The 25,877-nt window shown below is 71.2% G+C and carries 27 protein-coding genes, 2 tRNA genes and 1 pseudogene; 26 read left to right on the top strand and 4 right to left on the bottom strand.

The features are described 5' to 3' along the window. The first annotated feature begins 39 nt into the window (after positions 1-39). The 18 genes from folB (at position 40) to RBR11_RS14710 (ending at position 15,667) form a co-directional block, all read left to right on the top strand. Positions 40-414 (top strand): dihydroneopterin aldolase, encoded by a 375-nt coding sequence (gene folB, locus RBR11_RS14795; RefSeq protein ID WP_308490140.1) that lies wholly within the window; start codon positions 40-42, stop codon positions 412-414. Next, positions 411-965 carry a 2-amino-4-hydroxy-6-hydroxymethyldihydropteridine diphosphokinase gene (gene folK / locus RBR11_RS14790; RefSeq protein ID WP_308490139.1) on the top strand — a complete coding sequence of 185 codons (555 nt, stop codon included), beginning with the start codon at positions 411-413 and terminating at the stop codon, positions 963-965. Before folB ends, folK begins: the two co-directional genes overlap by 4 nt. Continuing rightward, a complete protein-coding gene (locus tag RBR11_RS14785) occupies positions 962-1,516 on the top strand; it encodes a DUF3180 domain-containing protein (protein ID WP_308490138.1) in 555 nt (184 codons plus the stop codon). Before folK ends, RBR11_RS14785 begins: the two co-directional genes overlap by 4 nt. 109 nt (positions 1,517-1,625) lie before the next feature. Then, positions 1,626-2,123 (top strand): PH domain-containing protein, encoded by a 498-nt coding sequence (locus RBR11_RS14780; RefSeq protein ID WP_373889807.1) that lies wholly within the window; start codon positions 1,626-1,628, stop codon positions 2,121-2,123. Continuing rightward, a complete protein-coding gene (locus RBR11_RS14775) occupies positions 2,120-3,988 on the top strand; it encodes a PH domain-containing protein (protein ID WP_308490136.1) in 1,869 nt (622 codons plus the stop codon). Before RBR11_RS14780 ends, RBR11_RS14775 begins: the two co-directional genes overlap by 4 nt. Continuing rightward, positions 3,988-4,665: a DUF2520 domain-containing protein gene (locus RBR11_RS14770; RefSeq protein WP_373889806.1), complete on the top strand. Its 678-nt coding sequence runs from the start codon at positions 3,988-3,990 to the stop codon at positions 4,663-4,665. Before RBR11_RS14775 ends, RBR11_RS14770 begins: the two co-directional genes overlap by 1 nt. A gap of 228 nt (positions 4,666-4,893) precedes the next feature. After that, positions 4,894-6,417 carry a lysine--tRNA ligase gene (gene lysS, locus RBR11_RS14765; protein ID WP_308490134.1) on the top strand — a complete coding sequence of 508 codons (1,524 nt, stop codon included), beginning with the start codon at positions 4,894-4,896 and terminating at the stop codon, positions 6,415-6,417. A gap of 21 nt (positions 6,418-6,438) precedes the next feature. Beyond that, the gene (locus tag RBR11_RS14760; RefSeq protein WP_308490133.1) at positions 6,439-7,269 is read left to right on the top strand and encodes an HAD family hydrolase; all 831 of its coding nucleotides are present in this window, start codon (positions 6,439-6,441) and stop codon (positions 7,267-7,269) included. Between the two features lie 105 nt (positions 7,270-7,374). Beyond that, positions 7,375-8,379: a LacI family DNA-binding transcriptional regulator gene (locus tag RBR11_RS14755; protein ID WP_308490132.1), complete on the top strand. Its 1,005-nt coding sequence runs from the start codon at positions 7,375-7,377 to the stop codon at positions 8,377-8,379. Further along, positions 8,376-9,302 (top strand): carbohydrate kinase family protein, encoded by a 927-nt coding sequence (locus RBR11_RS14750; protein ID WP_308490131.1) that lies wholly within the window; start codon positions 8,376-8,378, stop codon positions 9,300-9,302. The genes RBR11_RS14755 and RBR11_RS14750 overlap by 4 nt, the downstream gene beginning before the upstream one ends. Positions 9,303-9,356: 54 nt before the next feature. Then, positions 9,357-10,004: a hypothetical protein gene (locus RBR11_RS14745; RefSeq protein WP_308490130.1), complete on the top strand. Its 648-nt coding sequence runs from the start codon at positions 9,357-9,359 to the stop codon at positions 10,002-10,004. A 1-nt stretch (position 10,005) separates the two neighbouring features. Further along, positions 10,006-10,809: an energy-coupling factor transporter transmembrane component T gene (locus RBR11_RS14740; protein ID WP_308490129.1), complete on the top strand. Its 804-nt coding sequence runs from the start codon at positions 10,006-10,008 to the stop codon at positions 10,807-10,809. Beyond that, a complete protein-coding gene (locus tag RBR11_RS14735; protein ID WP_308490128.1) occupies positions 10,800-11,663 on the top strand; it encodes an energy-coupling factor ABC transporter ATP-binding protein in 864 nt (287 codons plus the stop codon). Before RBR11_RS14740 ends, RBR11_RS14735 begins: the two co-directional genes overlap by 10 nt. Then, on the top strand, positions 11,653-12,447 hold the full coding sequence (locus RBR11_RS14730; RefSeq protein WP_308490127.1) for an energy-coupling factor ABC transporter ATP-binding protein: 795 nt from the start codon (positions 11,653-11,655) through the stop codon (positions 12,445-12,447). The genes RBR11_RS14735 and RBR11_RS14730 overlap by 11 nt, the downstream gene beginning before the upstream one ends. Before the next feature lie 33 nt (positions 12,448-12,480). Beyond that, on the top strand, positions 12,481-13,224 hold the full coding sequence (locus RBR11_RS14725) for a BtpA/SgcQ family protein (RefSeq protein WP_308490126.1): 744 nt from the start codon (positions 12,481-12,483) through the stop codon (positions 13,222-13,224). A 3-nt stretch (positions 13,225-13,227) separates the two neighbouring features. Beyond that, the gene (locus RBR11_RS14720) at positions 13,228-14,019 is read left to right on the top strand and encodes a glutamine amidotransferase (RefSeq protein ID WP_308490125.1); all 792 of its coding nucleotides are present in this window, start codon (positions 13,228-13,230) and stop codon (positions 14,017-14,019) included. Further along, a complete protein-coding gene (locus tag RBR11_RS14715) occupies positions 14,016-14,690 on the top strand; it encodes a M24 family metallopeptidase (protein ID WP_308490124.1) in 675 nt (224 codons plus the stop codon). The genes RBR11_RS14720 and RBR11_RS14715 overlap by 4 nt, the downstream gene beginning before the upstream one ends. Continuing rightward, positions 14,687-15,667, top strand: coding sequence for a nucleoside hydrolase (locus tag RBR11_RS14710; protein ID WP_308490123.1), 981 nt, complete (start codon positions 14,687-14,689; stop codon positions 15,665-15,667). Before RBR11_RS14715 ends, RBR11_RS14710 begins: the two co-directional genes overlap by 4 nt. 14 nt (positions 15,668-15,681) lie before the next feature. On the opposite strand, the gene RBR11_RS14705 is transcribed toward RBR11_RS14710, so the two are convergent. Further along, positions 15,682-16,887: a DUF4192 family protein gene (locus RBR11_RS14705; RefSeq protein ID WP_308490122.1), complete on the bottom strand. Its 1,206-nt coding sequence runs from the start codon at positions 16,885-16,887 to the stop codon at positions 15,682-15,684. Between the two features lie 149 nt (positions 16,888-17,036). On the opposite strand from RBR11_RS14705, the gene RBR11_RS14700 reads away from it, so the two are divergent. From RBR11_RS14700 to RBR11_RS14690, 3 genes are all read left to right on the top strand, one after another. Further along, positions 17,037-17,213 (top strand): hypothetical protein, encoded by a 177-nt coding sequence (locus RBR11_RS14700; protein WP_308490121.1) that lies wholly within the window; start codon positions 17,037-17,039, stop codon positions 17,211-17,213. A 162-nt stretch (positions 17,214-17,375) separates the two neighbouring features. Beyond that, a complete protein-coding gene (cls, locus tag RBR11_RS14695) occupies positions 17,376-18,836 on the top strand; it encodes a cardiolipin synthase (RefSeq protein WP_308490292.1) in 1,461 nt (486 codons plus the stop codon). 128 nt (positions 18,837-18,964) lie between these two features. Further along, a complete protein-coding gene (locus RBR11_RS14690; protein ID WP_308490120.1) occupies positions 18,965-19,669 on the top strand; it encodes a hypothetical protein in 705 nt (234 codons plus the stop codon). A 40-nt stretch (positions 19,670-19,709) separates the two neighbouring features. On the opposite strand, the gene RBR11_RS14685 is transcribed toward RBR11_RS14690, so the two are convergent. Continuing rightward, the gene (locus tag RBR11_RS14685) at positions 19,710-20,702 is read right to left on the bottom strand and encodes a diacylglycerol/lipid kinase family protein (protein WP_308490119.1); all 993 of its coding nucleotides are present in this window, start codon (positions 20,700-20,702) and stop codon (positions 19,710-19,712) included. 146 nt (positions 20,703-20,848) lie between these two features. Here RBR11_RS14685 and serS point away from each other — a divergent pair, with 146 nt between their 5' ends. The 5 genes from serS (at position 20,849) to RBR11_RS14660 (ending at position 24,647) form a co-directional block, all read left to right on the top strand. Beyond that, on the top strand, positions 20,849-22,147 hold the full coding sequence (serS, locus tag RBR11_RS14680) for a serine--tRNA ligase (protein WP_308490118.1): 1,299 nt from the start codon (positions 20,849-20,851) through the stop codon (positions 22,145-22,147). Further along, on the top strand, positions 22,144-22,962 hold the full coding sequence (locus RBR11_RS14675) for an HAD family hydrolase (protein ID WP_308490117.1): 819 nt from the start codon (positions 22,144-22,146) through the stop codon (positions 22,960-22,962). The genes serS and RBR11_RS14675 overlap by 4 nt, the downstream gene beginning before the upstream one ends. A gap of 134 nt (positions 22,963-23,096) precedes the next feature. Next, a tRNA-Ser gene (locus RBR11_RS14670) sits at positions 23,097-23,181 on the top strand. Positions 23,182-23,208: 27 nt separating this feature from the next. Then, positions 23,209-24,453 (top strand): LCP family protein, encoded by a 1,245-nt coding sequence (locus RBR11_RS14665; protein ID WP_308490116.1) that lies wholly within the window; start codon positions 23,209-23,211, stop codon positions 24,451-24,453. A gap of 102 nt (positions 24,454-24,555) precedes the next feature. Beyond that, a tRNA-Ser gene (locus RBR11_RS14660) sits at positions 24,556-24,647 on the top strand. Between the two features lie 494 nt (positions 24,648-25,141). On the opposite strand, the gene RBR11_RS18415 is transcribed toward RBR11_RS14660, so the two are convergent. Further along, positions 25,142-25,369, bottom strand: a complete 228-nt coding sequence (locus tag RBR11_RS18415) for an integrase core domain-containing protein (RefSeq protein ID WP_373889804.1) — start codon at positions 25,367-25,369, stop codon at positions 25,142-25,144. 30 nt (positions 25,370-25,399) lie between these two features. After that, positions 25,400-25,608, bottom strand: a pseudogene (locus RBR11_RS18410) (hypothetical protein); the annotation flags it as partial. Between the last annotated feature and the right edge of the window lie 269 nt (positions 25,609-25,877).

Raw genomic sequence — 25,877 nt, 5'->3', positions numbered from 1 at the left:
ACCGGAGGCGGAGTCCCCGGCCCGCCGTACGCTAGTGGCATGGACTTCGCCGACGGCATCACACTGACCGGGCTGACCGTGTTCGGGCGGCACGGCGTGTACGAGCACGAGCGCGTCGACGGGCAGGAGTTCCTCGTCGATCTGCGGCTGCACCTGTCGCTGCGCGCTGCGGCGGCCAGCGACGACGTGGCCGACACCGTGCATTACGGCGAGCTCGCCGAACGGGTCGCCGCGATCGTCGCGGGCGAGCCGGTCAACCTGATCGAGACGCTCGCGACCCGGATCGCCGACGCGGTGCTCGAGGACGAGCGCATCCACGTCGTCGAGGTCACCGTGCACAAGCCGCACGCGCCGATCCCGCTGACCTTCGCGGACGTGTCGGTCACCGTGACCCGAGGGAGAGGACGCGCATGAGCCCGATCCATCCGCTGCCGCCGGTGCCGCGCGGCAGGCGCCTGCCCACGCTCGACCCGCGCCCCGAGGACGAGCCGGTCCAGGCCGTCGTCGCCCTCGGCTCCAACCTCGGCGACACCGCCGCGACCATCGCCGAGGCGGTCGCCGCGATCCGCCGGCTTCCTCTCGTCGACGACGTCCGAGTGTCCCGCACCGTCACGACCGTCGCCCTGCGCCTGGACGGGCCGGATCCGGATGCCCCCGAGTTCGCGAACGCCGTCGCCGTCGTCACGACCCGGCTCGCGCCGCAGGTGCTGCTCGGCATGCTGCACGCGATCGAGGAGGAGCACGGCCGGATCCGCGCTGAGCGCTGGGGCGACCGCACCCTCGACCTCGACCTCATCGCGTACGGCGATGTCCGCAGCGACGACGAGCACCTGCTGCTGCCGCACCCCCGCGCGCACGAGCGCACGTTCGTGCTGGCGCCGTGGCTCGACGTCGACCCCGACGCCGTGCTGCCGGGGCGCGGACGCGTCGCCGACCTCCTCGCCGCGCTGGAGGGCGACGCATGAAACGCACATCCCCGATCGTGCTGCTCGTGCTGGCGCTCGCCGGCGGGGCGGTCGGCTTCCTGCTCGATCACGGGCTCACCACCGCGGGACGTGCGACCTTCACGCCCGCGATCGCCCTGCCGATCCTGCTCGTGCTGCTCGCGATCGCCGTGCTCGCCTTCGCCTGGCCGATTCGGCGCAGCGTGCGCCAGTCGGCGAAGCCGGAGATGCGGACGGCGGCGCACCGGCGGCGGGTGGATCCGTTCCGCGCGTTCCGGATCGCGATGCTGGCACGCGCCTCGAGCCTGCTCGGCGCCGTGATCGTCGGGTTCGGCGCGGGGCTCGGCGCGTACCTGCTGTCCCGGCCGATCCAGCCGCCGATAGGCTCGATCACGGCCGTCGTCGCCACCGTCGTCGCCGCGCTCGTCTTGACGATCGCGGCGCTGGTGGCCGAGAGCTTCTGCATGCTGCCCGGCAACGGGCCGCACGATCCCGATGGTCCGCACGGCGGGCCGCGCCTGGAGGGCGACGATGACGAACACCCCCGAGCCGTCGCGGACACCGGGCACTGAGCCGGCACGCGCCCCGGGCGCCCCGTCGGCCGGGTTCGGCGCTCCGCCGACGCCGCAGCACGCGGCCCCGACCGCCGCGCCCGTACTCGACGACGGCACCTACCCCGGCCTGCGCGCGCCGTCCTCGGCCGGCGCCCTCGCGCTCGACGGGACGTGGCACCGGATCTCGCCGAAGTTCGTGGTCGCCGAAGTCCTCATGCGGGTGTTCTGGCTCATCGTGCTCTTCGTCATCGGGTACGTCGCCTCGACGCTGACGCCGCAGGAATGGCCGTGGATCCCGACCGGCGCGATCGCCGCCGTCCTTCTCTTCGAGCTCGCGATCCTGCCCCGGCAGGCGCGTGCGATCGGGTACATGCTGCGCGCCGACGACATCGTGTTCCGCCGCGGGATCCTGTGGCAGCGCATGATCGCGGTGCCGTACGGACGCATGCAGCTCGTCGACATCACCCGCGGCCCGGTCGATCGCGCCTTCGGGATCGCGAAGCTCAAGCTCGTCACCGCCGCCGCGACGACCGGGGTGGAGATCCCCGGGATGACCGAGGAGGCGGCCGAGGCCCTGCGGGACACCCTCATCGACGTCGCCGAGATGCGCCGGACCGGCCTGTGAGCACCCCGCGACAGGAGGGCAACGCGCGGGGGCTGCCGGACGTCGGCGCTCCCGGATCCGCCGCGCACTCGCTCGCCGACGGCGGGTGGCACCGGATGCACCCGCTCACGCCGCTGTTCAAGGGCGGGCTGGTGCTGGTCATCGTGATCGGCTACCTGTTCGCGAACCTGCGCGAACGGCTCGTGTACTGGCTGGTCTCGCTTTTCACGCCGGCGCGCGTGCCGCAGCTCTCGGGGGATCCGGTCGACTGGGTCCTGCGCAACAACCTCGTGCTGATCGTGCTGCTCGGCATCGTGGTCGTGCTGCTGCTGCTCATCGGCATCTTCTGGCTGATGTGGCGCTTCCACGACTTCCGGATCACCGAGGCGCACGTCGAAGTGCGCAAGGGCGTGATCTTCCGCTCGCACCGGCGCGCGCCGCTGGACCGGGTGCAGGGCGTGAACCTCACCCGCCCGTTCCCGGCGCGGATCATCGGCCTCGCCAAGCTCGAGGTGGACGGCGCCGGCAACGACGCGAACGTCCCGATGGAGTACCTCTCCACGGCGAAGGCGGAGTCGGTCAGGGCCGACATCCTGCGGCTCGCCTCGGGCGCGCGGCAGGCCCGCGAGGCCACCAGGGGCAGCGCGGATCCGACCGTTGCGCGCACGATGCGCGCGCAGCTCGCGGACTCGATGAACGCCGGGGTGACGGGGCTGATCACCGGCGTGGACCTCGACGACGTCGCCCCCGAGCACGTGCTGCGGATCCCGACCGGGCGCCTGGTCGGGTCGCACCTGCTGTCCGGTCTCGTCTGGGTGGCGTTCCTCGCCGCGGTCTTCGGCGTCGCGATGGCCGTCATCGTGCCCGCGATGCTCGCCGAGGGACGCCCCGGCGCGGGGCTCGCCGTGCTCGGCATCGCGCTCGTGATCGGCATCCCGATGCTGTTCGGCGCGCTCGCGGTGACGTGGGGGCGGATCGCGCGCGCCCTGCGCTACTCGATCGCGCCGACCCCGGACGGCGTGCGGATCACGTTCGGCCTGTTCACGACGGTGACCGAGACGATCCCGCCCGGCCGCATCTTCGCGGTCGAGGTGAGCCAGCCGCTGCTCTGGCGGCCGTTCGGCTGGTGGACCGTGCGGATCAACCGGATGAGCGGACGCAACGCCGCGCGGCAGCAGTCCAACCAGACGCAGCAGTTCAACATCGTGCTGCCGGTGGGGGCGCGCGCCGACGTGGAGCGCGTGCTCGGGCTGATCCTGCCGGACGCCCCCGCCGAGGTCGTGCCGCTGATCTGGGAGCAGGGCGTGCTCGGTCCGCAGGACGGCGACCCCTATGCGACCATCCCGCCCCGCGCGGGATGGCGCCGGCCGCTGTCCTGGCGGCGGCACGGCATCGCGCTGACCGACTTCGCGCTGCTCATCCGGCGGGGGCGGATCTGGCGCCAGCTCGCGGTGTTCCCGCTCGCGCGGCTGCAGGGCTTCTCGCTGCATCAGGGGCCGATCGACCGGGCGCAGCGCGTGGCGAAGGCCCGTGCCCACTCCGCGGTCGGTCCGGTCCGCGGCGACGTGTCGGGGATCGAGAGCGCGACGATGCTCGCGATGCTGGACACGCTGGCCCCGTCGGCCGCCCGCGCCGCGGCCGAGGACAGGGCGCACCGCTGGGCGGAGGGGCGCGAGACGCCGGCGGTCGCCGCGCCGCCTGGGCACGACCTGCCGTCCGGGATCGGCGGGGCCGTGGATCCCGCGGGTCTCGCGGATCCCGGTGATCCCGCGCGGACCGGTGGTTCCGCGGCGCCCGACGGTTCCGCGGCGGCCGACGGTTCCGCGGCGCCCGACGGTTCCGTGACATCCCGCGATTCGGCGCACCCCGGATCGGTGGTCCCGTGATGCGCGCGGGGCGGATGGGGGTCGGGATCGTCGGAGCCGGACACGTCGGCCCGGTGATCGGGGCCGCGCTCGCCGGCGCCGGGCACCTGCTCACCGGGATCACGCCCGGATCGGATCCGGATCGGGTCGCCGCCGTGCTGCCCGGGGTGCGCACCGTGCAGGCGCCGGAGCTCGTCGCCGAGAGCCAGCTCGTCGTTCTCGCCGTGCCGCACGACGAGCTGCCCGGCCTCGTCGCCGGGCTCGCCGAGGTCGGCGCGTGGCAGCCCGGTCAGCTCGTGCTGCACACGGATCCGGCGTACGGTACGGCGGTGCTCGCCCCCGCGGCGGCGGCCGGCGCGATACCGCTCGCCGTGCATCCGGCGATCTCGTTCACCGGCACGACGCTCGACCTGCGCCAGCTGCAGGCCGCGTACGCCGGGGTGACCGCGCCGCCCATGGTGCTGCCGATCGCGCAGGCCCTCGCCGTCGAGCTCGGCTGCGAGCCCGTCGTGATCGACGAGGCGGACCGCCCCGCGTACGCCGAGGCGATCGCGACCGCGTCGGAGTTCGCGCGCTCGATCGTCGGCCAGGCGACGGGGATCCTCCGCAGGATCGGGGTGGAGAACCCCGGCGGATACCTCTCCGCCCTCGTCTCGTCGACGTTCGACCGCGCGCTGCGCGAGGCCGGGACCGACTGAACCCGGCCCCCGCGGCCGCCCCCGTCCGCCGTCCCGCCGCCGTCCCGTCCGACGTCCTGCCGCCGTCCTGTCCGCGAGACCGAAACGGTGTCGCGAGACCGCAGAGGATTTCGGCGGTCTCGGGACGCAGGTTCGGTCTCGCGGTCAGACGGGCACGGCCCCGCGCCCGGCGGGCGTGAAGGAGCACGCCGGTAGACTGGGCGGCGACTTTCCCGAGGAGCCCCACCCATGACTGACGCGCCTGCGCAGACCACCGAATCCGCCGAGTTCGCCGAGGACGTCTTCGAGCAGAAGGCCGTGCGTCTGGCGAAGCGCGAGCGGCTGATCGCCGAGCGCGCGGACGCCGCCGGCGGCGCGTTCCCGGTCACGGTCCCCGTGACGCACACGATCCCGCAGCTGCGCGCCGAGTACGGCGATCTCGAGGCGGGCGCCGAGACCGGCGTGCAGGTCGGCGTCGCCGGCCGCGTCGTGTTCAGCCGCAACACCGGCAAGCTCTGCTTCGCGAGCCTCCAGGCCGGCGACGGATCCCGGATCCAGGCGATGATCTCCCTCGCGAACGTGGGCGACTCCTCGCTCGCGCAGTGGAAGGAGCTCGTCGACCTCGGCGACCACGTGTTCGTGCACGGCGAGGTCATCTCGAGCCGCCGCGGCGAGCTGTCGATCATGGCCGACGACTGGCGGATCGCGTCGAAGGCGATCCTGCCGCTGCCGAACGCCTACGGCGAGCTCAGCGAGGAGAGCCGCGTGCGCAGCCGCTTCCTCGACCTCATCGTGCGCGACCAGGCCCGCACCACGGTGCGCGCCCGTGCCGCGGTGAACGCGAGCCTGCGCGCGACGTTCACCTCCCACGACTTCCTCGAGGTCGAGACGCCCATGCTGCAGGTGCAGCACGGCGGCGCGTCCGCCCGCCCGTTCATCACGCACTCGAACGCCTTCGACACCGAGCTGTACCTGCGCATCGCGCCGGAGCTCTACCTGAAGCGCGCCGTCGTCGGCGGCATCGAGCGCGTCTACGAGATCAACCGCAACTTCCGCAACGAGGGCGCCGACTCCACGCACAGCCCCGAGTTCGCGATGCTGGAGGCGTACCAGGCGTACACCGACTACAACGGCATCGCCGACCTCACCCAGGAGCTGATCCAGAACGCCGCGATCGCCGTCTCGGGATCCACCCTGGTCACCTGGGCCGACGGCACCGAGTACGACCTCGGCGGCGACTGGGCCCGCATCTCGATGTACGACTCGCTCTCGGAGGCCGCCGGCCGCGCCTTCACCCCGGCCGACCCGGTCGCCGAGCTCATCGCCTTCGCCGAGGCGAACGGCGTCGAGGTCCCGCCGCACGCCACCCACGGCAAGCTCATCGAGGAGCTGTGGGAGCACTTCGTCAAGGGTGGCCTGGAGCGGCCCACGTTCGTCATGGACTTCCCCGTCGACACGTCCCCGCTCGTGCGCGAGCACCGCTCGATCCCCGGTGTCGTGGAGAAGTGGGACCTGTACGTGCGCGGCTTCGAGCTCGCCACCGGGTACTCCGAACTCGTCGACCCGGTCATCCAGCGCGAGCGCTTCGTCGAGCAGGCGAAGCTCGCCGCCGGCGGCGACCTCGAGGCGATGCGCGTCGACAACGAGTTCCTCCGCGCCCTGGAGCACGGCATGCCGCCGACCGGTGGCATGGGCATGGGCATCGACCGCCTGCTCATGGCGATCACGGGTCTCGGCATCCGCGAGACGATCCTCTTCCCGCTCGTCAAGTAGCGGCCGGCGTCCCTCGGCATCATGAGCAGCCGGACCCTCTACGTCACCGACCTCGACTTCACCCTGCTCATGGCGGATGCGCGCGCCAGCGCGGCCACCGTGCAGGGGATCAACGAACTGAGCGAGCGGGGGACGCTGATCACCTTCGCCACTGCCCGATCCTTCGGGTCGGCGTCGCGGGCGACGGCGGGAATCCGATGGCGTCACCCGGTGGTGACGTACGGCGGCACGATCATCGCCGATGGCACAAGCGGCCGGCCCTTCGACGTCGCCCTCCTCGACGACGCCGTCGTGCGGGCGATCTGCGCGGCGACCGCCTCCGACCCGGAACTCGAGCCGGTGTTCCACACCTATGAGTCCGGTGCCGAGCGGATCCGCTGGCGCGTCGGCAGCGAGTCGGCCGGGGTGCGCCTCTTCATCGATCACCGTCTCGGCGATCCGCGACTGAGGCCGCTCGCGTCCTGGCGGGAACTCGAGCGCGACTCCGCGTACTACGCGGTCGTGATCGGGCGGGAGGATCCCGTTCGTGCCCTGGCCGCGGCCTTGACGGAGGCGACCCGCGACTGCGCCGTGTTCGTCTCGACGGACCCGTACACCCCGGACCAGTGGTGGCTGGAGATCCATTCGGGTGCGGCGACCAAGGCGGACGGGGCCCGACGGGTCGCGGAGCGGCTGGACGCCGAGCGTATCGTCGCGTTCGGGGACAACCACAACGACGTGCCGCTGTTCGAGTTCGCCGACGAGGCCTACGCGGTCGGCAACGCGGTGCCGGAGCTCAAGGAGCGCGCCACCGGCGTGCTCGAGGGGCACGACACCGACGCGGTCGTGCGCTGGCTGCTGGCGAACGCCTGACCGATTCCGCCGCGGGTCTTGCGGTGGGGCCGGTCTTCGCCTATCGTCTTCCAAAGCGGTTGCCAAAGCGATTTGCAACCTAAGAACACGAGGAGGTGAGTGCGGATGGTGTCGATCTCCGACGTCGCCCGGCACGCGGGGGTGAGCCCGACCACGGTCTCGCACGCACTCAGCGGGAAGCGCCGCGTCAGCGACGAGCTGCGGGACAAGGTTCTGAACGCGATGGCGGAGCTGGACTACGTCCCCACCCGCGCCGCCCAGAACCTGGCCCTCGGGCGCTCCGGCATCCTGGCGATCATCGTTCCCGACATCGCCATCGAGTACTTCGCGGAGCTCGCCAAGAGCGTGGAGCGGGAGGCCGTCGAGCGCGGCTACAACCTGATGCTCGCGACGACCGGCTTCGACGCGGAGAGGGAGGCGCGCTACCTGGAGATGATCGCCTCCCGCGCCGTGGACGGGATCGTGTACGCCTCCGGCGCCTCGCTCGGCATCACCGCGCGCGCGTCGCTCTCGCACGGGCTCCCGGTCGTCATGGTCGACGAGGAGCTCGAGGGCGTCGAGCTGCGCACCGTCATCTCGGACAACGAAGAGGGCGGCCGCCTCGTCGCAGAGCACCTCCTCGCGCTCGGGCATAGGCGCGTGCTGGAGATCCAGGGGGCGCCGCTTCCCGTCACGAGCGTGAACCGGAGCCGCGGCTTCGCACAGCCGTGGATCGCGGCGGGCGGGGAGATCGTGACGACGAGCGGCGACTACACCGCCGACGGCGGCCGTGCCGCGGTGGAGCGGTACCTACCGGAGATGCGCGAGCGCGGCATGACCGCGGTCTTCGCCCACAACGACCTCATGGCGCTCGGTGCGCTCGACGCGCTGCGCTCCCACGGCATCGGCGTGCCCGACGAGGTGTCCGTCGTCGGCTTCGACGACATGTCCTCGGGGCACTACAGCGTTCCGCGGCTGACGACCGTCCGGCAGGACGTCGACGCCCTCGGCCGACTGGCCGCGCAGGCGGTCCTCGACGCCGTCGAGGCGAAGGAGCCGATCGCGCCGGAGCGCACGGTGCTCCCTGTAACGCTGATCGTGCGGTCCTCCACGGCGGAGGCCGTGCGGTGACGGCGCGGCACTCCGTGTTCTTCGGGGACGTCGCGGAGGACGAGTACTACGCGACACCGCATTTCCCGCTGGCCGGCGACAAGGTCATCGTCCAGACGCTGCCGGCGCAGTTCGGCGGCAGCGTCGCCAACGCCGCATCCATCTACGCGCACTTCGGGATGCCGACCTCGTTCATCTCCCAGCTCAACTCGGGGCCGCTCACGCAGAGGCTGCTCGGGCAGATGCGCGAGCAGGGCATCGACACCGGCCACGTGATCTTCGATGAGGACGTCCCGGACTCGAAGTGCATCATCCTGCTGCACGGGGAACAGCACATCGTGCTCATCCCCACGCTCGGGATCACGCACTCCGAGATCGTCCCCGCCACGTTCGAGCACATGGCGGACGCCGAGTTCATCGTCAGCACGCTCACCGACGTGAAGCCGTTCCGGCGAGGGCCGCAGGGGCCGGCGGAGATCCTCGAATCGCTGCGCCGTCGCGGCGCCCGGATGGTGCTCGACCTGGACGTCTACAACGCGGAGAACCAGGGATCCGGGCTCCTCGAGCACTGCGACATCCTCTTCATGAACTCCCTCGGTGCGTCGCGCTTCGAGCAGGAGGGGCAGTCCATCTCGCGCCTGCTCGACGGGGGCGCGACCGCGATCGTCATCACCCGCGACAGCGAAGGATGCGAGCTGCACCACGCCGGAGGCATCGTCGAGGTGCCGGGGATCCCCGTGGAGGTCGTCGACGTCACGGGCGCCGGGGACACGTTCACCAGCTCCTTCCTCTACGCCTACTCGCTCAGCGGCGACCTCGTCGAAGCCGCCGAGTTCGCCAACGCCGCGGCAAGCCTCGCCGTCGGCACGGTCGGGGCGCGGGGAGGCCTCACCACCCGGGACGCGGTCGACGCGTTCCGCCGATCCACCGCGCGGACCCCCTAGCCCGCGAGGAACCCACGGCCGCACCCGACGGCGGCCCGGACAGAAAGGACGCCGATGATGGCTTCCCGCAGCAGGTTCTCGACACTCATCCGCGGCTACGGCCGCCTGACGATCTTCCTCATCCCGATCGGCGTCGCCGTCAACTTCGTCGGCGGGCAGATCGCGTTGCTGCTCAAGCTGCCGATCTACCTCGACAGCATCGGCACGATCCTCGTGGGCGCCCTCTGCGGCGGCCTGCCCGGCGCCGTCGTCGGCCTGCTGTCGAACGCGATCAACTCGATCACCTCGCCGCCGACGTTCGCCTTCGCCGTCCTGAACGTCGCGTTCGGTCTGCTCGCCGGCTTCTTCGGGCGCCGGGGCTTCTTCAAGGTCTGGTGGAAGGCCCTGCTCACCGCGATCCCGTTCGCGTTCATCGGCGGGTTCTTCGGCGCGCTCCTCACCATCTGGGTGTTCGGCGGCCTCGCGGTCGGCGGCGGCGCCATCGTCGTCGGCATGCTCACCGCTCTCGGACTCGACGTGAACACCGCGAACTTCGTCGCGCAGATCCCGATGGACGTGCTCGACAAGGTCCCCACGGTGCTGATCGTCTACGCGATCATCAAGGGGATCCCGAAGCGTCTCATGACCAAGCTCCCGCTGGGCCGCGTGTACCTCTCGGCGCCGGCCGACGCGGACGTCCGACTCGGTTCCGGAGTGCGCTGACATGACGAGCACCGCACTCGACGCCGCTGCCGCGCGGTACCTCGCGGATGCGACGCTGGGCAACCCGATCCGCGACATGAACCCGCTGATCCTGCTCGGCTGCATCGCCGCGACGGCCGCGATCGGCGTGGCTGCGCCGGGATGGATCATCCCGCTCGCCGCGGGTGCGGTGTTCGTCCTCGTCGGCTTCCTCGGGGGCAAGGGGCGCAGTTACCTGATGACCTTCCTCAAACTGTGGGCCGGCGTCGGACTGATCCTGTTCGTCCTGCGCGCCCTGCTCACCCGTGGCGGACGCGTGCTCGTTCCGCTCGGACCGATCTCGGTCACGACCGCGGGCATCGACGCGGGACTGCGGTTCGCCACCGTCGTCATGGCGATCTGCGCCGCCGCGACCCTGTTCTTCGCCCTCGTCCCGATGCGGCATCTGATGCTCGCGCTCGAGCACATCGGCGTGAGCCCCCGGGTCAGCTACGTCCTGCTCGCGTCGTTCCAGTCGATCGCCGACCTCGGCGCGACGGCCCGGGTGGTGCTCGATGCGCAGAAGGCGCGCGGGATCGAGACCGAGGGGAGCCCGCTCGTGCGGGTCCGCGCGTTCTTCCCCGTGCTCGCCCCGGTGTTCCTCTCTGCCATGAGCGCCACCGAGGAGCGCGCGATCGCGCTCGATGCGCGGGCCTTCAACCGTGAGGGTGCGCACACCTCGCTGGTCCGGCTGCGCAGGACCCGGCCCTGGGAGTGGGGCGCGCTGACCCTGCTCGTGCTCGCGGCGGTCGCCGCAGTGATCGGAGGTGTTCTCGGATGGTTCTAGCAACGCTGCGGGACGTGCGCTTCACGTACGCCTACTCAGAGCGCCCGGCGCTGGACGGCCTCAGCCTCGAATGGGAGGAGGGGAAGGTGCACGGCGTCGTCGGCCTCAACGCGAGCGGCAAGTCGACGCTCTGCGCGCTCGTGCGCGGCATCATCCCGCACTTCCACGAGGGGGAGCTGACCGGTCAGGTGCAGATCCTCGGGAAGGACCTGCAGGACTGGGATCCCGCGGAACTGTCGACCGCGATCGGCTGCGTCTTCGACAACCCGTTCACGCAGATCAGCGGCATCCGCGAGACCGTGTTCGAGGAGATCGCGCTCGGGCTGGAGAACCTCGGAGTGCCGCGCGACGAGATCATCGAGCGGGTGCGTCGCGTCGTCGAGCAACTGGGAATCGAACGCCTCGTGGACAAGAACCCGAACGGGCTCTCGGGCGGACAGCGGCAGAAGGTCGCCTTCGCCTCCATCATCGCCATGGACGCGGACGTCGTCGTGATCGACGAACCCACCTCCCAGCTCGATCCCGAGTCGTCCGAGGAGGTGTTCGAGATCATCCACGGTCTGAAGGACCGAGGGAAGTCGATCGTGCTGGTGGAGCACAAGATCGATCTCCTCGCCGCGTACGCGGACACGGTGACGGTCATGCACGGGGGACGTGCGGCGATGAGCGGCCCGACCCGCGAGGTGCTGGGATCCGCAGAGCTTCGCTCGTACGGAGTCCGTCCGCCGGAGGTCGCCGAACTCGCCGGGCTGCTGCAGGAGGACGGGCGGGGGATCGGCATCATGCCGATGACCAGGGACGAGGCCGCGCACGCCGTGGCTTCGAGGATCGAGGAGGTGAGCCGTGCCCATTGAGCTGCGCGGGGCGGGCTTCGCCTACCCGGACGGGACCGTCGCTGTCGGATCGGTGGATCTGCGCATCGAGGACGGCGAACGGGTCGCGATCGTCGGACAGAACGGCGCCGGCAAGACGACCACGGTGAAGATGATGAACGGCCTGCTCCGGCCGACGGCGGGCGAGGTGCTCGTGGACGGCGTCCGCACCGCCGATCGGACCACCGCGGAGACCGCCCGCGTCGTCGGCTACGTCTTCCAGAACCCGGACGACCAGCTGTTCGCCTCCGATGTGCGCTCCGAGATCGAGTACCTGCCCCGCTACCTGAAATGGCCCGAGCACAAGCGCGAGGAGCGCATCGCGCGCGCCGTCGACCTCGCGGGGATCCAGGACCACCTGGACACGAACCCGAAGGACCTCCCGACCGCCGTGCGGAAGTTCGTGGCGATCGCCGCGATCCTGGTCTCGGACTGCCGGTACGTGATCCTCGACGAGCCGACCGCCGGGCTGGACAGCAACGGCCTGGACCAGCTCACCCGGATGCTCGACCGGCTGCAGGCCGAGGGCGTCTCGGTCGTCACGATCACCCACGACATGCGCTTCGTCGTCGACACGTTCTCCCGGGTCGTGGCGATGGCCGACGGTGGTGTCATCGCGGACGGCCCGCGTGACGTCGTGTTCTGCGACGACGACGTGCTGCGTCGCTCCCGGATCCGGCGCCTGGAGACCGCGCAGCTCGCGAAGGATCTCGGCCTGTCCGACGACGCGGTCACGGTCGACGATGTCGTCCGCGTCATCCCCTGATACGACCCGAAACCCATGAGAAGGCAGGATCTGATGACCACTGACTACCGTTCCGCGTTCCCGTCGGCGAAGCCGGCGTTCGCGATGCTGCACCTGAAGGGCGAGGACCGCGCCGACCGTCTGGACCGGGCGCGCCACGAGATCGATCTGCTCGCCGGAAGCGGGCTGGACGCGTTCATCGTGGAGAACTACTTCGGCGACGTCGACGACGTCGTCGCCGTCCTCGACCATCTTCGCGACACCCGGCCCGACGCGGTCTTCGGCATCAACATCCTCAAAGACGACTGGCGGGCGTTCGAGCTCGCGCAGGCGTACGGCGCGGCCTTCCTGCAGCTCGACTCGGTGGCCGGGCACCTGCCCCCGGACGAGGACGCGGTCTTCGCCGAGCGGCTCGCGACGGCGCGCGCGGCGACCGACGCGCTCGTCTTCGGAGGCGTGCGGTTCAAGTACCAGCCGTACCTCTCCGGCCGGTCGCTCCGAGAGGATCTGGAGCTCGGAGTCCAGCGGTGCGACGCGATCGTCGTCACCGGCGAGGGGACCGGACTGCTCACCCCGCTGGAGAAGACGGCGGAGTTCCGCGAGGTCGTCGGCGACGGGTTCCCGCTCATCATCGGGGCCGGCGTGACGCCGCAGAACGTCGCCGATCAGCTCGCCGAGGCCGACGGCGTCATCATCGGGAGCGCGTTGAAGGACACGCTGGCCGACACGGGTGACGTCTCGGCGGAGAACGTCGCCGCCTTCATCGCCGCGCTGCGCGCGCTGCCGGCGAGGGTCTGACCGATGGCGACGACGGCCGACGCGCCGCAGAGCCCCGCGGGCACGAGGGTGCTTCTCGCCGGGGAGTCCTGGTCGACCACCTCGGTGCACACGAAGGGGTTCGACTCCTTCTTCACCTCCAGCTACGAGGAGGGCGCCTGGCCGTTCATCCGGGCTCTCGAGGCGGCGGGCCACACGGTCGACTTCCTGCCGAACCACGTGGCGGCGGATCGGTTCCCGACGACCCTCGCGGAGCTCTCGGCATACGACGTCGTGGTGCTCAGCGACATCGGCGCCAACACGCTGCTGCTGCCGGCGAGCGTGTTCTCCCGCGGGCGGAGCATGCCGGATCGGCTCGCGCTGCTCGCGGAGTGGGTCCGCGGCGGGGGATCCCTGCTCATGGTCGGCGGATACCTCAGCTTCCAGGGGATAGAGGCCAAGGCGAACTATCGCAACACCGCGCTCGCCGAGGTGCTGCCGGTGCTGATGGAGGTCGGTGACGACCGCGAGGAGACCCCGCAGGGCATCGCGCCGCGCGTCCTGCCCGGACACCCGGCGGTGGCCGGCCTGCCGTCGGAACTGCCGCCGATCCTCGGCTACCAGCGGCTGCTGCCCCGACCGGGATCGGAGGTGCTGATGACCGTCGACGGGCGTCCGCTCTTCATCGTCGGCTCCGCTGGGGAAGGCCGGACGGCCGCCTTCGCCACCGACATGGGACCGCACTGGCTGCCGCCCGTCTTCCTCGAGTGGGAGGGCTTCGACCGGATCTGGCAGAGCATGATCGGCTGGCTCGCCGGAGAGGACGCACGCGCATGACCGGGAACGAGGAGATCTCCGACGAGCCGCCCGCGGGCCTCGTCGAGGCCCAGCGGATCGCGATCCGGGTGGCCGAGCGTGCGGCGCAGGCCGCGCACCCGGGCCAGACCGAGCGCGAGCTGCATCGGATCGTCGATCGGATGGTCATCGAGGAAGGCGCTCTCGGGGTCTGGACCGCGACCACCGTCGGCTTCGGCGCGGGCACCCTCAGCTGCTACCCGACCGACGTGCCGAGTGATCGTGCGCTGTGGAACCTCGATCTGGGGATGATCGACGTCCACCCCGTCACCGAGGGCGGCTGGTGGGGCGACTGCACGCGCAGCTTCCTCGTCGGGGAGAATCACGCGCAGAAGGAGGCGCTGGCGACGATCGAGAGCATCCACGCGGCCGTGCTCGCGGCCGCGCGACCGGGCATGCGCGCCTGCGACTGGTTCGGGGTGTTCGCCGAGGAGCTCTCTCGGACCCCGTACGTCCTTCTGGACCGCCTCAGCAACATCGGCCATTCCCTCACGGCGAACTCCTCGTACGACGACGGATACATCGATGCGAGCAACGAGACGGTCATGCGCGGAGCCTGGGCGGTGGAGCCGTTCATCGGCAACCGCCTGTACGGGGTGAAGCGCGAGGACGTCGTCTGGTTCGGACCCACGCGCTGCACGGTCATCTCGTGACGACGCGGATCCTGCTCGACGCCGACACCGGCATCGACGATGCGGTCGCCCTCGTCTACCTCCTCGCGCAGGAGGACGTCGACCTCGTCGGCATCGCCTGCACGGCAGGCAATGTCGGCGTGGACCACGTCGTGCGGAACACCCTGGCCGTGCTCGACCTTCTCGGCGCGACCGACATCCCCGTCGCGCGCGGCGCCGCGCTCCCGCTGGTGCAGCCGTTCGCCGCGGCGGATGCGGTGCACGGCGAGAGCGGCCTCGGGCACGCGCGGCTGGCCGCGTCGTCCCGGTCCCTCGATCCGCGCTCCGCGGCCGAGCTGTGGATCGACGCGGTGCGGGCGCATCCGGGGGAGATCGTCGGCCTGGTCACCGGCCCGCTCACCAACATCGCGCTCGCGCTGCGGCTGGAGCCGCGCCTGCCGGAGCTCCTGCGCGGGCTCGTCGTGATGGGCGGGGCGTTCGAGCACCGCGGCAACGTCGGCGGCACCGCGGAGTGGAACATCTTCGTCGACCCGGAGGCCGCGGCGATGGTCCTGGACGCGTACCGCGGGCGCGACCTCGGGCACGTCCCGGTGCTGTGCGGGCTGGACATCACGGAGCGCGTCCTGCTGACGCCGCAGCACCTGGACGAACTCCGTCGGATGACCGGCGAGAGTCCGGTTTCGCGCTTCCTGGATGACGCGCTCGGTCACTACTTCGACTACCACGCGCGCGAGGTCGGCCGCGCGGTCGCGCCGCTGCACGACCCCCTCGCCGCGGTGATCGCGGCCGGTCGCGACGTGCGGCAGGAACTCCGCGCCGCCACGGTCGAGATCGAGCTGCGGGGCGAGCACACGCGGGGGATGACCGTTCCGCGGTGGGTCTCGGGGGCCGGGGCTGCGGGGGCGAACGCGCAGGTGGTCCGAGACGTGGACGTGGATGCCGTGCTCGCCGTCATGCTGCGGGCCTTCGAGGAGATGTCCAGGCGTTCCTTGGCGTGAACGCACACCGCGGCTCATGCCGCCCTGGCCTTCCCGAACGCCCAGTCCGGCAGCATGCCGGCGTCGACGATCGCGCGCAGCAGGTGCCCGAACGACAGCTCGGCGTCGACCTCGTCCAGCAGATCGAGGTAGTGCGCCGCGTGCGTCGAGCGGCCGGTCGCCCAGGCCAGCCAAGCCGCGGCCGCGAGCGGACCCCCGCGGACCGCGCGGGGCGCGAGCGCGATCGTGCGGCGGACGAGGGTCAGGGCCACGCCGAGCCGATCGGCGTCCGGGCGGGGGCCGCGGCCGATCATCGTCTCGCCGATGCTCTCGGGGACCGCGGTCCCGGCCGCGCCGAAGGAGAGCTGGGCGGCGAGCGCCGCGTCGCCCTCGTCGATGCTCCGCGCCCACTGCACGAGCGCCACGTCGCGGAGTGCGGGACGGTTCAGGATCCAGACCAGCGCGGCCGTCGCGAACGGCGACTGCGCCTCCGGGGCGTCGAGCACCTCGTCGAGGAACGCCGGCAGGTCGTCCAGCGCGAGGGCGATCCCGTGCGCCTGCGGATCCACCGGCCCGGCGCTCGACGGGACGGCCCGGCTCAGGGCGGCCGGTCCGAGCACCCGCTCGACGGCGAGCAGCGCGCGTCCCACCTTCTCCGCCGCGAACAGGCCCGGCGCCGGCAATTCCGCGCCGCTGATCTGGTCCGGGGCGGGACCGGCGAAGCCCGGAACCTCGGGCGCGGCCGGCACGTCGGCGATCGGGTGCGGGGGAGCGGACGGATCGAGGTAGTCCGTCCACGCGTCCGCGCCGATGTGCAGGGCCTCGACGATCCGCAGCCCGCACGCGTCCGCACGCCGCACCAGCTCCGCGACGAGCTCGGCCGCCGGCAGCGCGGCCGCCGGCAAATGATCCGCCGGCAGCAGCGGGTCGGGTGGCAGATGATCGGCCGGCGGCTCGGAGCCGGTTCCCGCCCCGACGCCGTCCGCGTACACGGCGATCGCGAGCGCATCCGTGTCCGGGACGCGGCAGGCGAGCCCGATCGCGGTCGCGGCGAACTCCTCCACCGACGGGGTCGGAGCGTCGTCGCCGGGCGGGCCGGGCAGGTCGAAGCGCAGCGCTCCGGCGGTCCGGGACGCACGGAACGGCAGCAGCACGAGGGAGTTCCGCGGCGTGAATCCGGTCAGGACGGGGATGGCGGCGAGCAGCTCGGCGGCGCCCGCGGCATGCACGATCGTTGTCATGCGGTCCACCCTGACGACCGGGCCGGACCGCCCTTCGCGTCAGGAACGGAACCGCGGCGAACGGATCCGTCCTCCGCGGATGTGCGGAACCAACGTTCGCCGCCGACCTCTCTCAGCCCGCGCACCAGCCTCCCGGGTAGGATCGGAGCATGGACGAGTTCTGGGCCGCGGCCGCATGGTCGGTCATCCCGACGATCGTCGTCTGCGTCGTGTTCTGGTTCGTGCTCCGCGGGATCATCCGCTTCGACCGCACGGAGCGACGCGCCCACGCCAAGATCGAGGCCGAGGAGCGCGCCGCGCGCGGACTGCCGCCGCGCTCGTCCTGACCGCGCGCAAGGCCGGCGCTCGACCGGCCGCTGATCCGTCGGGACCGGCTCTCCGACCGCCCGGCGACCCGCTCGCCCGGTGATCCCGGGCGACGTCCGGAGCACCCGCTACTGTGGACGCAACCGCCGACCGGCGGTGGATCCCGGCTCAGGAGCATGCGCATGTGGCCCGACTGGTGGCCTTGGTGGATCGTCGCGTTCGCGGTGCTGGTCGACATCACGATCCGCGTGATCGCGATCATCGTCGTGCCGCGCAACCGGCGCCCGACCTCCGCCACCGCCTGGCTGCTCGCGATCTACTTCATCCCGTACATCGGGGTGCTGCTGTTCCTGGTCATCGGAAACCCGCGCCTGCCGCGGGCGCGGCGCCGGAAGCAGGACCTCATCAACGCGACGATCGCGGAGGTCACCAAGGATCTGCACCTCGGCGGACCGCGCCCGGACATGCCCGAGTGGGTCGCGTCGCTCGTGCGGATGAACCAGCATCTCGGCGCGCTGCCCCTCTTCGGCGACAACGGTGCGCAGCTGATCTCCGACTACCAGATGTCGCTCGACACGATGGCCAACGCGATCCGCGGCGCGACCGAGTACGTGCACGTCGAGTTCTACATCCTGCAGTCCGACGACTCGACGGACAACTTCTTCCGCGCCCTCGAGGAGGTCGCGGCCCGCGGCGTGCCCGTGCGGGTGCTGCTCGACCACTGGGCGAACCGGTGGAAGCCGCGGTACCGGAAGACCATCGCCCGGCTCGACGCGATGGGCGCCGACTGGCACCTGATGCTGCCCGTGCAGCCGCTCAAGGGGCGCACGCAGCGGCCGGATCTGCGCAACCACCGCAAGCTCCTCGTCATCGACAGCGAGGTCGCGTTCCTCGGGTCGCAGAATGTCACCGACTCCACCTACAACCTGCGGAAGAACATCAAGCGCGGGCTGCACTGGGTCGACCTTATGGTGCGCGTGGACGGCCCGGTGGTCGCGAGCGTGAACGCCGTCTTCCTGTCCGACTGGTACAGCGAGACGGACGAGGTACCGGACTCCGCCGCGTTCGCGCCGGTCGAGAGCGGCAGCGGTGACCTGGACTGCCAGATCGTGCCCTCGGGGCCCGGATTCGAGGCGGAGAACAACCTCCGCCTCTTCCTCGGCCTGCTCTACGGCGCGCGGCAGAAGATCATGATCGTGAGCCCCTACTTCGTGCCGGACGAGGCGCTGCTTCTCGCGGTCTCGACCGCGTGCGATCGCGGTCTGCAGGTCGAGCTGTTCGTCTCCGAAGAGGGGGACCAGGCCGTCGTCTACCACGCGCAGCGCAGCTACTACGAGGCCCTGCTGCGGGCCGGGGTGCGGATCTGGATGTACCGCAAGCCGTACATCCTGCACACGAAGAGCCTCACGATCGACGACGACATCGCCGTCATCGGCTCCAGCAACATGGACATGCGCTCCTTCGGTCTGAACCTGGAGGTCTCGATGCTCGTGCGCGGTGAGGAGTTCGTGCAGCAGATGCGAGCCGTCGAGGATCACTACCGCTCGCTCAGCCGCGAGCTGACGCTCGAGGAGTGGATGCAGCAGCCCCTGCGCTCGACCGTGCTGGACAATCTGGCACGGCTCACCTCGGCCCTGCAGTAGCGCCGCGCCGCCGTCGCCCGGCGACGGATCGGGGACGCCGCAATCCGGCCGATCAGCGTGCGGATTCGCGGCGCGATCGTGACCGGGCATCCCTCGCCCGGGGTTCCCGGCGTGGCTAGCATGAGGCCATGATGAGGATCCGAACCGGTCTGGCGGCCGCCGTGATCGCCGCCGCCGTCACGATGCTCGCCGGGTGCGCCGACCTGGAGCCCGCCTCGGAGCCCGCGCCCAGCGGGGAGCCGAGCGCCGCGCCGTACACGGATCCGGCCGCCGCCTGGCTCGCCGACGGCAGCGCCGCCGCCCTCGTCACCTGGGGCTCCTCCTCCACGGCCTGCACCCCGGTCGCCGCCGAGGTGCAGGCGAGCGCGCAGACCGTCACCGTCACGCTCGCCGGCCCGCCGGCGGACACCGCGTGCACGGCCGACTTCGCGCCGCGCGCGACCTACGTCGCCCTGCCGAAGCACGTGGATCCGACCAAGGACGTCATCCTCTCGTTCGCGGGCGACGGGTTCCAGGGACGGGTGCCGCTGTCCGGGAACAGCGCGCTCACCGGCAAGTCCGTGCCGGGCAAGCCCAGCGCCGGCTGGTTCGCGGACGGCGGGATCGTGCTGCTGACCTGGGGATCCTCCTCGTGCCGGCCCGTCGTGCAGGGCGTCACGGAGGCCAAGGACGGCGCGACCGTCACGTTCCAGACGGTCACGGATCAGGTCTGCACGATGGACGTCGTGCCGCGGCTCACCCTGATCGGCGTCAAGGCCTCCGCCGGCACGACCGGCTACACGCTCCACCTCGTCGGCGACAACCTCGACGGCAGCACCACGGTCATCGGCTGACCCGGGCGTCGCGGAAGCCCCCGCGCCACGACCGTAGGCGTCAGGTCGGCCGGATCACGTGCCCGGTCGGCACGGCCACGAGCAGCGCGCCCGCGTCGATGCGGCAGCGGATCCGCACGGCCTCGCCGAACTCGTCGCCGTCCAGCTCGACCGGGGCGGGTTCGGTGGTGGCGGCCTCGGCGTCGCGGCCGCGCAGGAAGCGCACCGATCGGCTGGATCCGGCGAGCTCGATCGCCCGCCGTCCTGCCTTGGTGCGGCGCAGCACCGAGTTCTGCCACCACACGGTGCGCCACACCGCGAGCCAGCCGAACGGTCCGCGGGCCTGGAACACGGCCACGTCCAGGTGCCCGTCGATGATCGACGCGTCCGGGATCAGCGCGATCCCGGCGGGCAGTGCGCCGCAGTTCGCGAACAGCATGCTGTGCACCTTGACCGAGTGCAGCCTCTCGTCCTCGACGGCATAGACGATGCGGAACGGCTTGGCGCCGGGCAGAGCCCGCGCGGCGCCGTCGACGTAGGCGACCCAGCCGACCGACTTCTTCAGGCCGGGGCGGGTGTTCGCGATCATGTGCGCGTCCAGCCCGATCCCGGCGAGCACCACGAAGCCGTGCTCGTGCTGCTCGCCGTCGGCGCGGGTGAGCGCGGCCCAGCCGATGTCCACGGGATGCCGATCGCCGTGCAGGGCCGCGGCGACCGCCGCGGACGGGTCGTCGAGCGCGAGGCCCAGGTTGCGGGCGAGCAGGTTGCCGGTGCCGCTCGGCACGATCGAGAGCGGGACGCCGGATCCTGCCATCGCCTCCGACACGGCGCGCACGGTCCCGTCGCCGCCGGCGACGAGCACGACCGCCGCGCCCTCCGCGAGGGCGGTGCGGGTGGCCTCCTGGCCGGGATCCTCGACCGACGTCTCGATGATGTGCGGAGGCGACCAGCCCGCCGCGGCGGACAGAGCCGTGAGCAGGTCGACCAGCCGGGGCGCATCCGCCTTGACCGGGTTGACGACCAGCGCAGCGCGGGGGCGGTCGTCGGCGGTCACAGGCACAGCCTATTCCGGTGCGCCTCGGATCGGATCGGGAACCGCGCGGCCGGGCCGGACCGCCGATCCGGCTCCCCCGAGGACCGCCGATCAGGCGCCCCTCCGGCCCGGGAATCCGGCCCGGATCGCCTGACTAGACTTGACGGATGATCGACCTCGCCCTTCTCCGCGACGAGCCCGAGCTCGTCCGCACCTCCCAGGCCGCGCGGGGCAACGCGCCCGAGACCGTGGACGCGGCGATCGAGGCTGATCGATCCCGTCGCGCCGCGCTCGCCGCCTTCGAGGAGCTGCGCGCCGAGCAGAACGCCTTCGGCAAGAAGGTCGCCTCGGCGCCCAAGGAGGAGAAGGCCGTACTCGTCGCGCAGGTCAAGGACCTCTCCGAGCGCGTGAAGCAGGCCGAGGTCGCCTCGAAGGAGGCCGCGGAGGCCGCCACCGCCGCCCTCTCGCGCATCGAGAACGTCGTGATCGACGGCGTGCCCGCAGGCGGCGAGGAGGACTTCATCGAGCTGCGCCGGGTCGGCGACATCCCGACGTTCGACTTCGAGCCCCGAGACCACCTCGCGCTCGGCGAGCTGCTCGGCGCGATCGACATGGAGCGCGGCGCGAAGGTGTCCGGTGCGCGGTTCTACTTCCTGAAGGGCGTCGGCGCGCGTCTCGAGATCGCCCTGATGAACCTCGCCCTCGACAAGGCGCTGAATGCCGGCTTCACGCCGATGATCGTGCCGACGCTCGTGCGCCCCGAGATCATGCAGGGCACCGGCTTCCTCGGCGCGCACGCCGACGAGGTCTACCACCTCGACAAGGACGACGACCTGTACCTGGTCGGCACGAGCGAGGTCGCCCTCGCCGGCTACCACAAGGACGAGATCCTCGACCTGTCACGCGGTGCCCTCCGCTACGCCGGCTGGTCCACCTGCTACCGCCGCGAGGCCGGCTCCTACGGCAAGGACACCCGCGGCATCATCCGCGTGCACCAGTTCAACAAGCTGGAGATGTTCGTCTACACGACCCCCGAGGATGCCGAGGCCGAGCACCTGCGCCTCGTCGCGCTGCAGGAGGAGATGCTCACCGCTCTCGGCCTGTCCTACCGCGTGATCGACGTCGCCGCCGGGGACCTCGGATCCAGCGCCGCGCGCAAGTACGACATCGAGGCGTGGGTGCCCACGCAGGGCGCGTTCCGCGAGCTCACCTCCACCTCGAACTGCACGACCTTCCAGGCGCGCCGGCTCGACATCCGGCACCGCCCCGGGTCCGAGGACGGCAAGGCGAAGACCCAGCACGTCGCGACGCTCAACGGCACGCTCGCGACCACCCGCTGGATCGTCGCGATCCTCGAGACGCACCAGCAGGAGGACGGATCCGTCCTCGTCCCGGAGGTGCTGCGGCCCTACCTCGGCGGGATCGACGTGCTGAGGCCCGTCGCCGCGGAGGGCGCGGAGGCATGACCCGCCCCTGGCTCATCGGTCTCGATGTCGACGGGACGATCCTGCTGCAGGACGAGACGATGAGCCCCGGCGTGGTCGAGGCCGTCGGACGGGTGCGCGACGCCGGGCACGAGGTCATGCTCGCGACCGGGCGCACCTGGTCAGGCACCCGCCGGTACCTCGAGACGCTCGGCCTCGCACCCGAGTTCGTGGTGTGCTCGAACGGCGCGGTCACGCTGCGCCGCACCGCCGACGGCTACGAGCGCTGGAACGTCGAGACGTTCGACCCGTCCGACGTGCTCGGGCTGCTGCACGACCGGCTGCCCGACGCGCGGTACATGGTCGAGCTCGGCTCCGGCGAGCGGCTGTTCACCGGCGAGGTCCCCGGCTGGTCGCTCGAGGGCGCCCGCGAGGTCGAGTTCGACGGGCTGAGCGCGCAGGAGGTCTCGCGCGTGGTCGTCGTGTCGCCCGGACACGACGAGGCCGACTTCCACCGGCTCGTCCAGGAGGCGGGGCTCAACGAGGTCTCCTACGCGATCGGCTGGACCGCGTGGCTCGACATCGCGCCGCGCGGGGTGGACAAGGGCACGGCCCTGGAGCGCGTGCGCCGCGAGCGGGAGGCGGACGGGGAGCGGATCCTCGTCGCCGGCGACGGCCGCAACGACGTCGGCATGTTCGCGTGGGCGCGAGCGCTCGGCGGGCGCGCCGTGGCGATGGGCCAGGCGCCGGACGAGGTCAAGGCGGCCGCGGGGGAGATCACCGGCGACGTCGAGGACGGTGGTCTGGCGACCGTGCTGGACAGCCTAATCGGCGCGCGCACTGTCGCGCCGAACTGACGGCTGATCAGGCGGAAACCGGGGCGTCCAGGACCTCTCCAGGCGTGTCCGGGGAGAATGGAGGGGCGTCCGCGCGGGCGCATCCGGGTTCTCTACTAGACTCGACGCCTGATCGGAGCGCTCGTGCGCGCCGAGGAGAGTTGTCCGAGCGGCCGAAGGACCTGGTCTTGAAAACCAGTGGGCAGCAATGTCCCGTGGGTTCGAATCCCACACTCTCCGCAAATTCGTGAAAGGCACGGTGTGAGCGTGACGTCCCGATCCCGGCGCCTGGTCGCCGAGCACGGCCAGCTGCGCCGTCCGACCGCATGGACCCAGCTGCTGAAGATGCTCGGCGTCACGGTGTCGGTGGTGCTCATCGCCGGGATCGCCGTCGTCGGATACGTTGCGTACGACCTCAGCCAGACGTTCACCGCGAACGCCGTCGCACTGGACGGGCAGGAGTCCGTCCCGCCGGACATCGGGGCGCTCAAGGGCGGTGTCAACATGCTCGTCGTGGGCAGCGACGCCTGCGAGGCGAAGTACTCGGCGCAGTTCGGCGACCGCTGCTCTGACCCGGGCAACGAGGGCGAGCGCAACGACACGAACATCCTGCTGCACATCTCCGACGCCCCCCGCCGCGTCACGGTCATCACGTTCCCCCGCGACCTGATGGTCCCGATCCCGTCGTGCACCGACGAGCACGGCAACCCGACCAGCGCGATGACCAAGCAGCCGCTGAACGTCACGCTCGACACCGGCGGCCTGAACTGCGTCGTGCGGACGGTCCACGAGATCTCCGGCCTCGACATCCAGTTCGCCGCGAAGGTGACCTGGGGTGGCGTGATCGACATCACGAACGCGATCGGCGGCGTCGACGTCTGCGTCGCGAACGGCATCACCGATCCCGACACGGCCCTGAAGCTCGCGCCGGGAACGCACACCCTGAAGGGCTACGAGGCCCTGCAGTTCCTCCGCACGCGTCACGGCGTCGGCGACGGCAGCGACCTCGGCCGCGGCAGCAACCAGCAGGTGTACATGTCGTCGCTGACCCGCAAGATGGTCTCGAGCGACGTGCTCGGCAACCCGGCCACGCTGCTCAAGCTCGCGCACACGACCCTGTCGAGCATCACGCCCAGCGCCAGCCTGACCAGCCCGACCCTGCTCGTGCAGGTCGCCCTCGCGATCAAGAGCGTTCCGCTCAACGACATCAACTTCGTCTCGTACCCGGTGCTGACGGATCCCGACAACCCGAACAAGGTCGTCCCGGACCGCGCCAGCGCCGACAAGCTCTGGGCCGCGCTCTCGGCGAACGAGGAGATCCAGGTCACCGGGCAGCGCAGCGACGCGGTGGTCTCCGCGACGCCGGCGCCGGGTGCGCCGGCTCAGGCGAGCACGCCGACTCCGGACGCGACAGCGAGCCCCGCGCCCACCGCGGTCGCCCTGCCCAAGAACATCCAGGGCCAGTCCGCCGCGCAGGCGACCTGCTCGAACGGCAACGGCTACAAGGGCTGACACGGGACGGGTGTGTCGGCGGCCGCCTCGGGCTGCCGCCGGTTCGCGCCGCCACCGCCGACCCGTTAGGATGGTCCCTGGTGTTCGGCTCGCCGGGCATCTGGAGACGTCGCATAGTCAGGCCTAGTGCACCACCCTGCTAAGGTGGAGTCCTCGCAAGGGGACCGAGGGTTCAAATCCCTCCGTCTCCGCCACAAATCCCCGGTTATCCGGGGATTTTTCTTTTCGACGGCGGTCTTCTTCGCCAGTCACCGCCGGCAGTCGGCTGCGGGGGTATGTCGTCGGCAAACCGCGCGGAGGTCAGCTACGGCGACGGGTACCGGCCGACCGGATCGACGGTGAGTATCCCGGCGGGGGCGCCGGCGTTCGGTGGCACCACGTATGCGACGCAGTCGTACTACAACCAGGATGGCACTGTCGGGGCGACCGTGCTCCCGGCGATCGCGGGGCTCCCGTGCGAGGAGTTGTATGAATCGGCCTGGGGTTTGGTTTCGGCTTTTGATCGAGGATGCCGTGCTCGACGATGAGGGTGCCGTGGTTGTCGAAGACCATGATCCCGGCGGCTTCGTAGACGACATAGACGTCCTTCCCGCGCATCGGGTAGCTGACGGTGAAGAGAACGCCGCGGGCCGTGATCGATCCGTTCGGGTGGACGGTCGTGACCCGGATCCCGTTGAGCACGCGACCGTTAGGCGACGGCGCTGGCGGGAGCGGCTTGTTCGGTTTCCGGGTGTTCGGCCGGCGCCCGGGCGGCTCGGCCTTCGGCGTCGCCAGCCAGGCCTGCAACGGGCGCGATCCGGACGGGTAGCGCCTGATGGCCGCGCTCGGTGTTGTAGATGTGGTGGCACGCGTCGACCTGCGCCCGCAGCTCGCGCAGATTGCGGGCGATGGGCTGCTTATCGAGGTAGCGGAACAATGTCTGGCGGGATCTCTCGTTCTTCCCCTGAGCGGTCGGCTTGTATGGCTTCCCGCCGGTACGCCGCTCGAGCGCGGCAGCCTGCCCTCGACGAGGGCCCGGTTACGGATCGTGTAGAACGTCTTCCGTGAGATCTCGTGTTCCGCGCAGAAGTGGTCACCGCCCCGCGGGACGCGTCCGGCGGCCACTGCGCGATCCGCGAGGCGGACACGGGGATCAACAGGCTCAGCACGGCTCATCCCTCACAGGCAGGCCGAGCATCGCGCACCGTGATCGAGTTTGAAGCACACGTCCCAAGTGTGTGTGAGTGAGGCGCCGATGACGTCGCCGCGGCGGGCTCAAAATCCCTTGTCTCTGGCGACTCGTGTTCGGCGGACGACGGAATGCAAAACGCCTTAGATTGGCAATATCTATGGCACGGTGAACCGCCGGTGGATCCTTCACATTAGATTTTGCACGGGACAAGCGGGAATTGTTGGCACAGGAGTGGCACGAAGCTTGCCGCTCG

Origin of the sequence: Microbacterium capsulatum (genome assembly GCF_030865425.1) — a bacterium.
GTDB lineage: Bacteria > Actinomycetota > Actinomycetes > Actinomycetales > Microbacteriaceae > Microbacterium > Microbacterium capsulatum.
This window is presented reverse-complemented; position numbering and strand designations above follow the sequence as displayed.

What these genes read in the sequence shown, in the direction of transcription:
- folB (WP_308490140.1), top strand. Translation starts at nt 40, where the DNA reads ATGGACTTCGCCGACGGCATCACACTGACCGGGCTGACCGTGTTCGGG.
- folK (WP_308490139.1), top strand. Translation starts at nt 411, where the DNA reads ATGAGCCCGATCCATCCGCTGCCGCCGGTGCCGCGCGGCAGGCGCCTG.
- RBR11_RS14785 (WP_308490138.1), top strand. Translation starts at nt 962, where the DNA reads ATGAAACGCACATCCCCGATCGTGCTGCTCGTGCTGGCGCTCGCCGGC.
- RBR11_RS14770 (WP_373889806.1), top strand. Translation starts at nt 3,988, where the DNA reads ATGCGCGCGGGGCGGATGGGGGTCGGGATCGTCGGAGCCGGACACGTC.
- lysS (WP_308490134.1), top strand. Translation starts at nt 4,894, where the DNA reads ATGACTGACGCGCCTGCGCAGACCACCGAATCCGCCGAGTTCGCCGAG.
- RBR11_RS14760 (WP_308490133.1), top strand. Translation starts at nt 6,439, where the DNA reads ATGAGCAGCCGGACCCTCTACGTCACCGACCTCGACTTCACCCTGCTC.
- RBR11_RS14755 (WP_308490132.1), top strand. Translation starts at nt 7,375, where the DNA reads ATGGTGTCGATCTCCGACGTCGCCCGGCACGCGGGGGTGAGCCCGACC.
- RBR11_RS14745 (WP_308490130.1), top strand. Translation starts at nt 9,357, where the DNA reads ATGATGGCTTCCCGCAGCAGGTTCTCGACACTCATCCGCGGCTACGGC.
- RBR11_RS14740 (WP_308490129.1), top strand. Translation starts at nt 10,006, where the DNA reads ATGACGAGCACCGCACTCGACGCCGCTGCCGCGCGGTACCTCGCGGAT.
- RBR11_RS14735 (WP_308490128.1), top strand. Translation starts at nt 10,800, where the DNA reads ATGGTTCTAGCAACGCTGCGGGACGTGCGCTTCACGTACGCCTACTCA.
- RBR11_RS14725 (WP_308490126.1), top strand. Translation starts at nt 12,481, where the DNA reads ATGACCACTGACTACCGTTCCGCGTTCCCGTCGGCGAAGCCGGCGTTC.
- RBR11_RS14720 (WP_308490125.1), top strand. Translation starts at nt 13,228, where the DNA reads ATGGCGACGACGGCCGACGCGCCGCAGAGCCCCGCGGGCACGAGGGTG.
- RBR11_RS14715 (WP_308490124.1), top strand. Translation starts at nt 14,016, where the DNA reads ATGACCGGGAACGAGGAGATCTCCGACGAGCCGCCCGCGGGCCTCGTC.
- RBR11_RS14705 (WP_308490122.1), bottom strand. Translation starts at nt 16,887, where the DNA reads ATGACAACGATCGTGCATGCCGCGGGCGCCGCCGAGCTGCTCGCCGCC.
- RBR11_RS14700 (WP_308490121.1), top strand. Translation starts at nt 17,037, where the DNA reads ATGGACGAGTTCTGGGCCGCGGCCGCATGGTCGGTCATCCCGACGATC.
- cls (WP_308490292.1), top strand. Translation starts at nt 17,376, where the DNA reads ATGTGGCCCGACTGGTGGCCTTGGTGGATCGTCGCGTTCGCGGTGCTG.
- RBR11_RS14690 (WP_308490120.1), top strand. Translation starts at nt 18,965, where the DNA reads ATGATGAGGATCCGAACCGGTCTGGCGGCCGCCGTGATCGCCGCCGCC.
- serS (WP_308490118.1), top strand. Translation starts at nt 20,849, where the DNA reads ATGATCGACCTCGCCCTTCTCCGCGACGAGCCCGAGCTCGTCCGCACC.
- RBR11_RS14675 (WP_308490117.1), top strand. Translation starts at nt 22,144, where the DNA reads ATGACCCGCCCCTGGCTCATCGGTCTCGATGTCGACGGGACGATCCTG.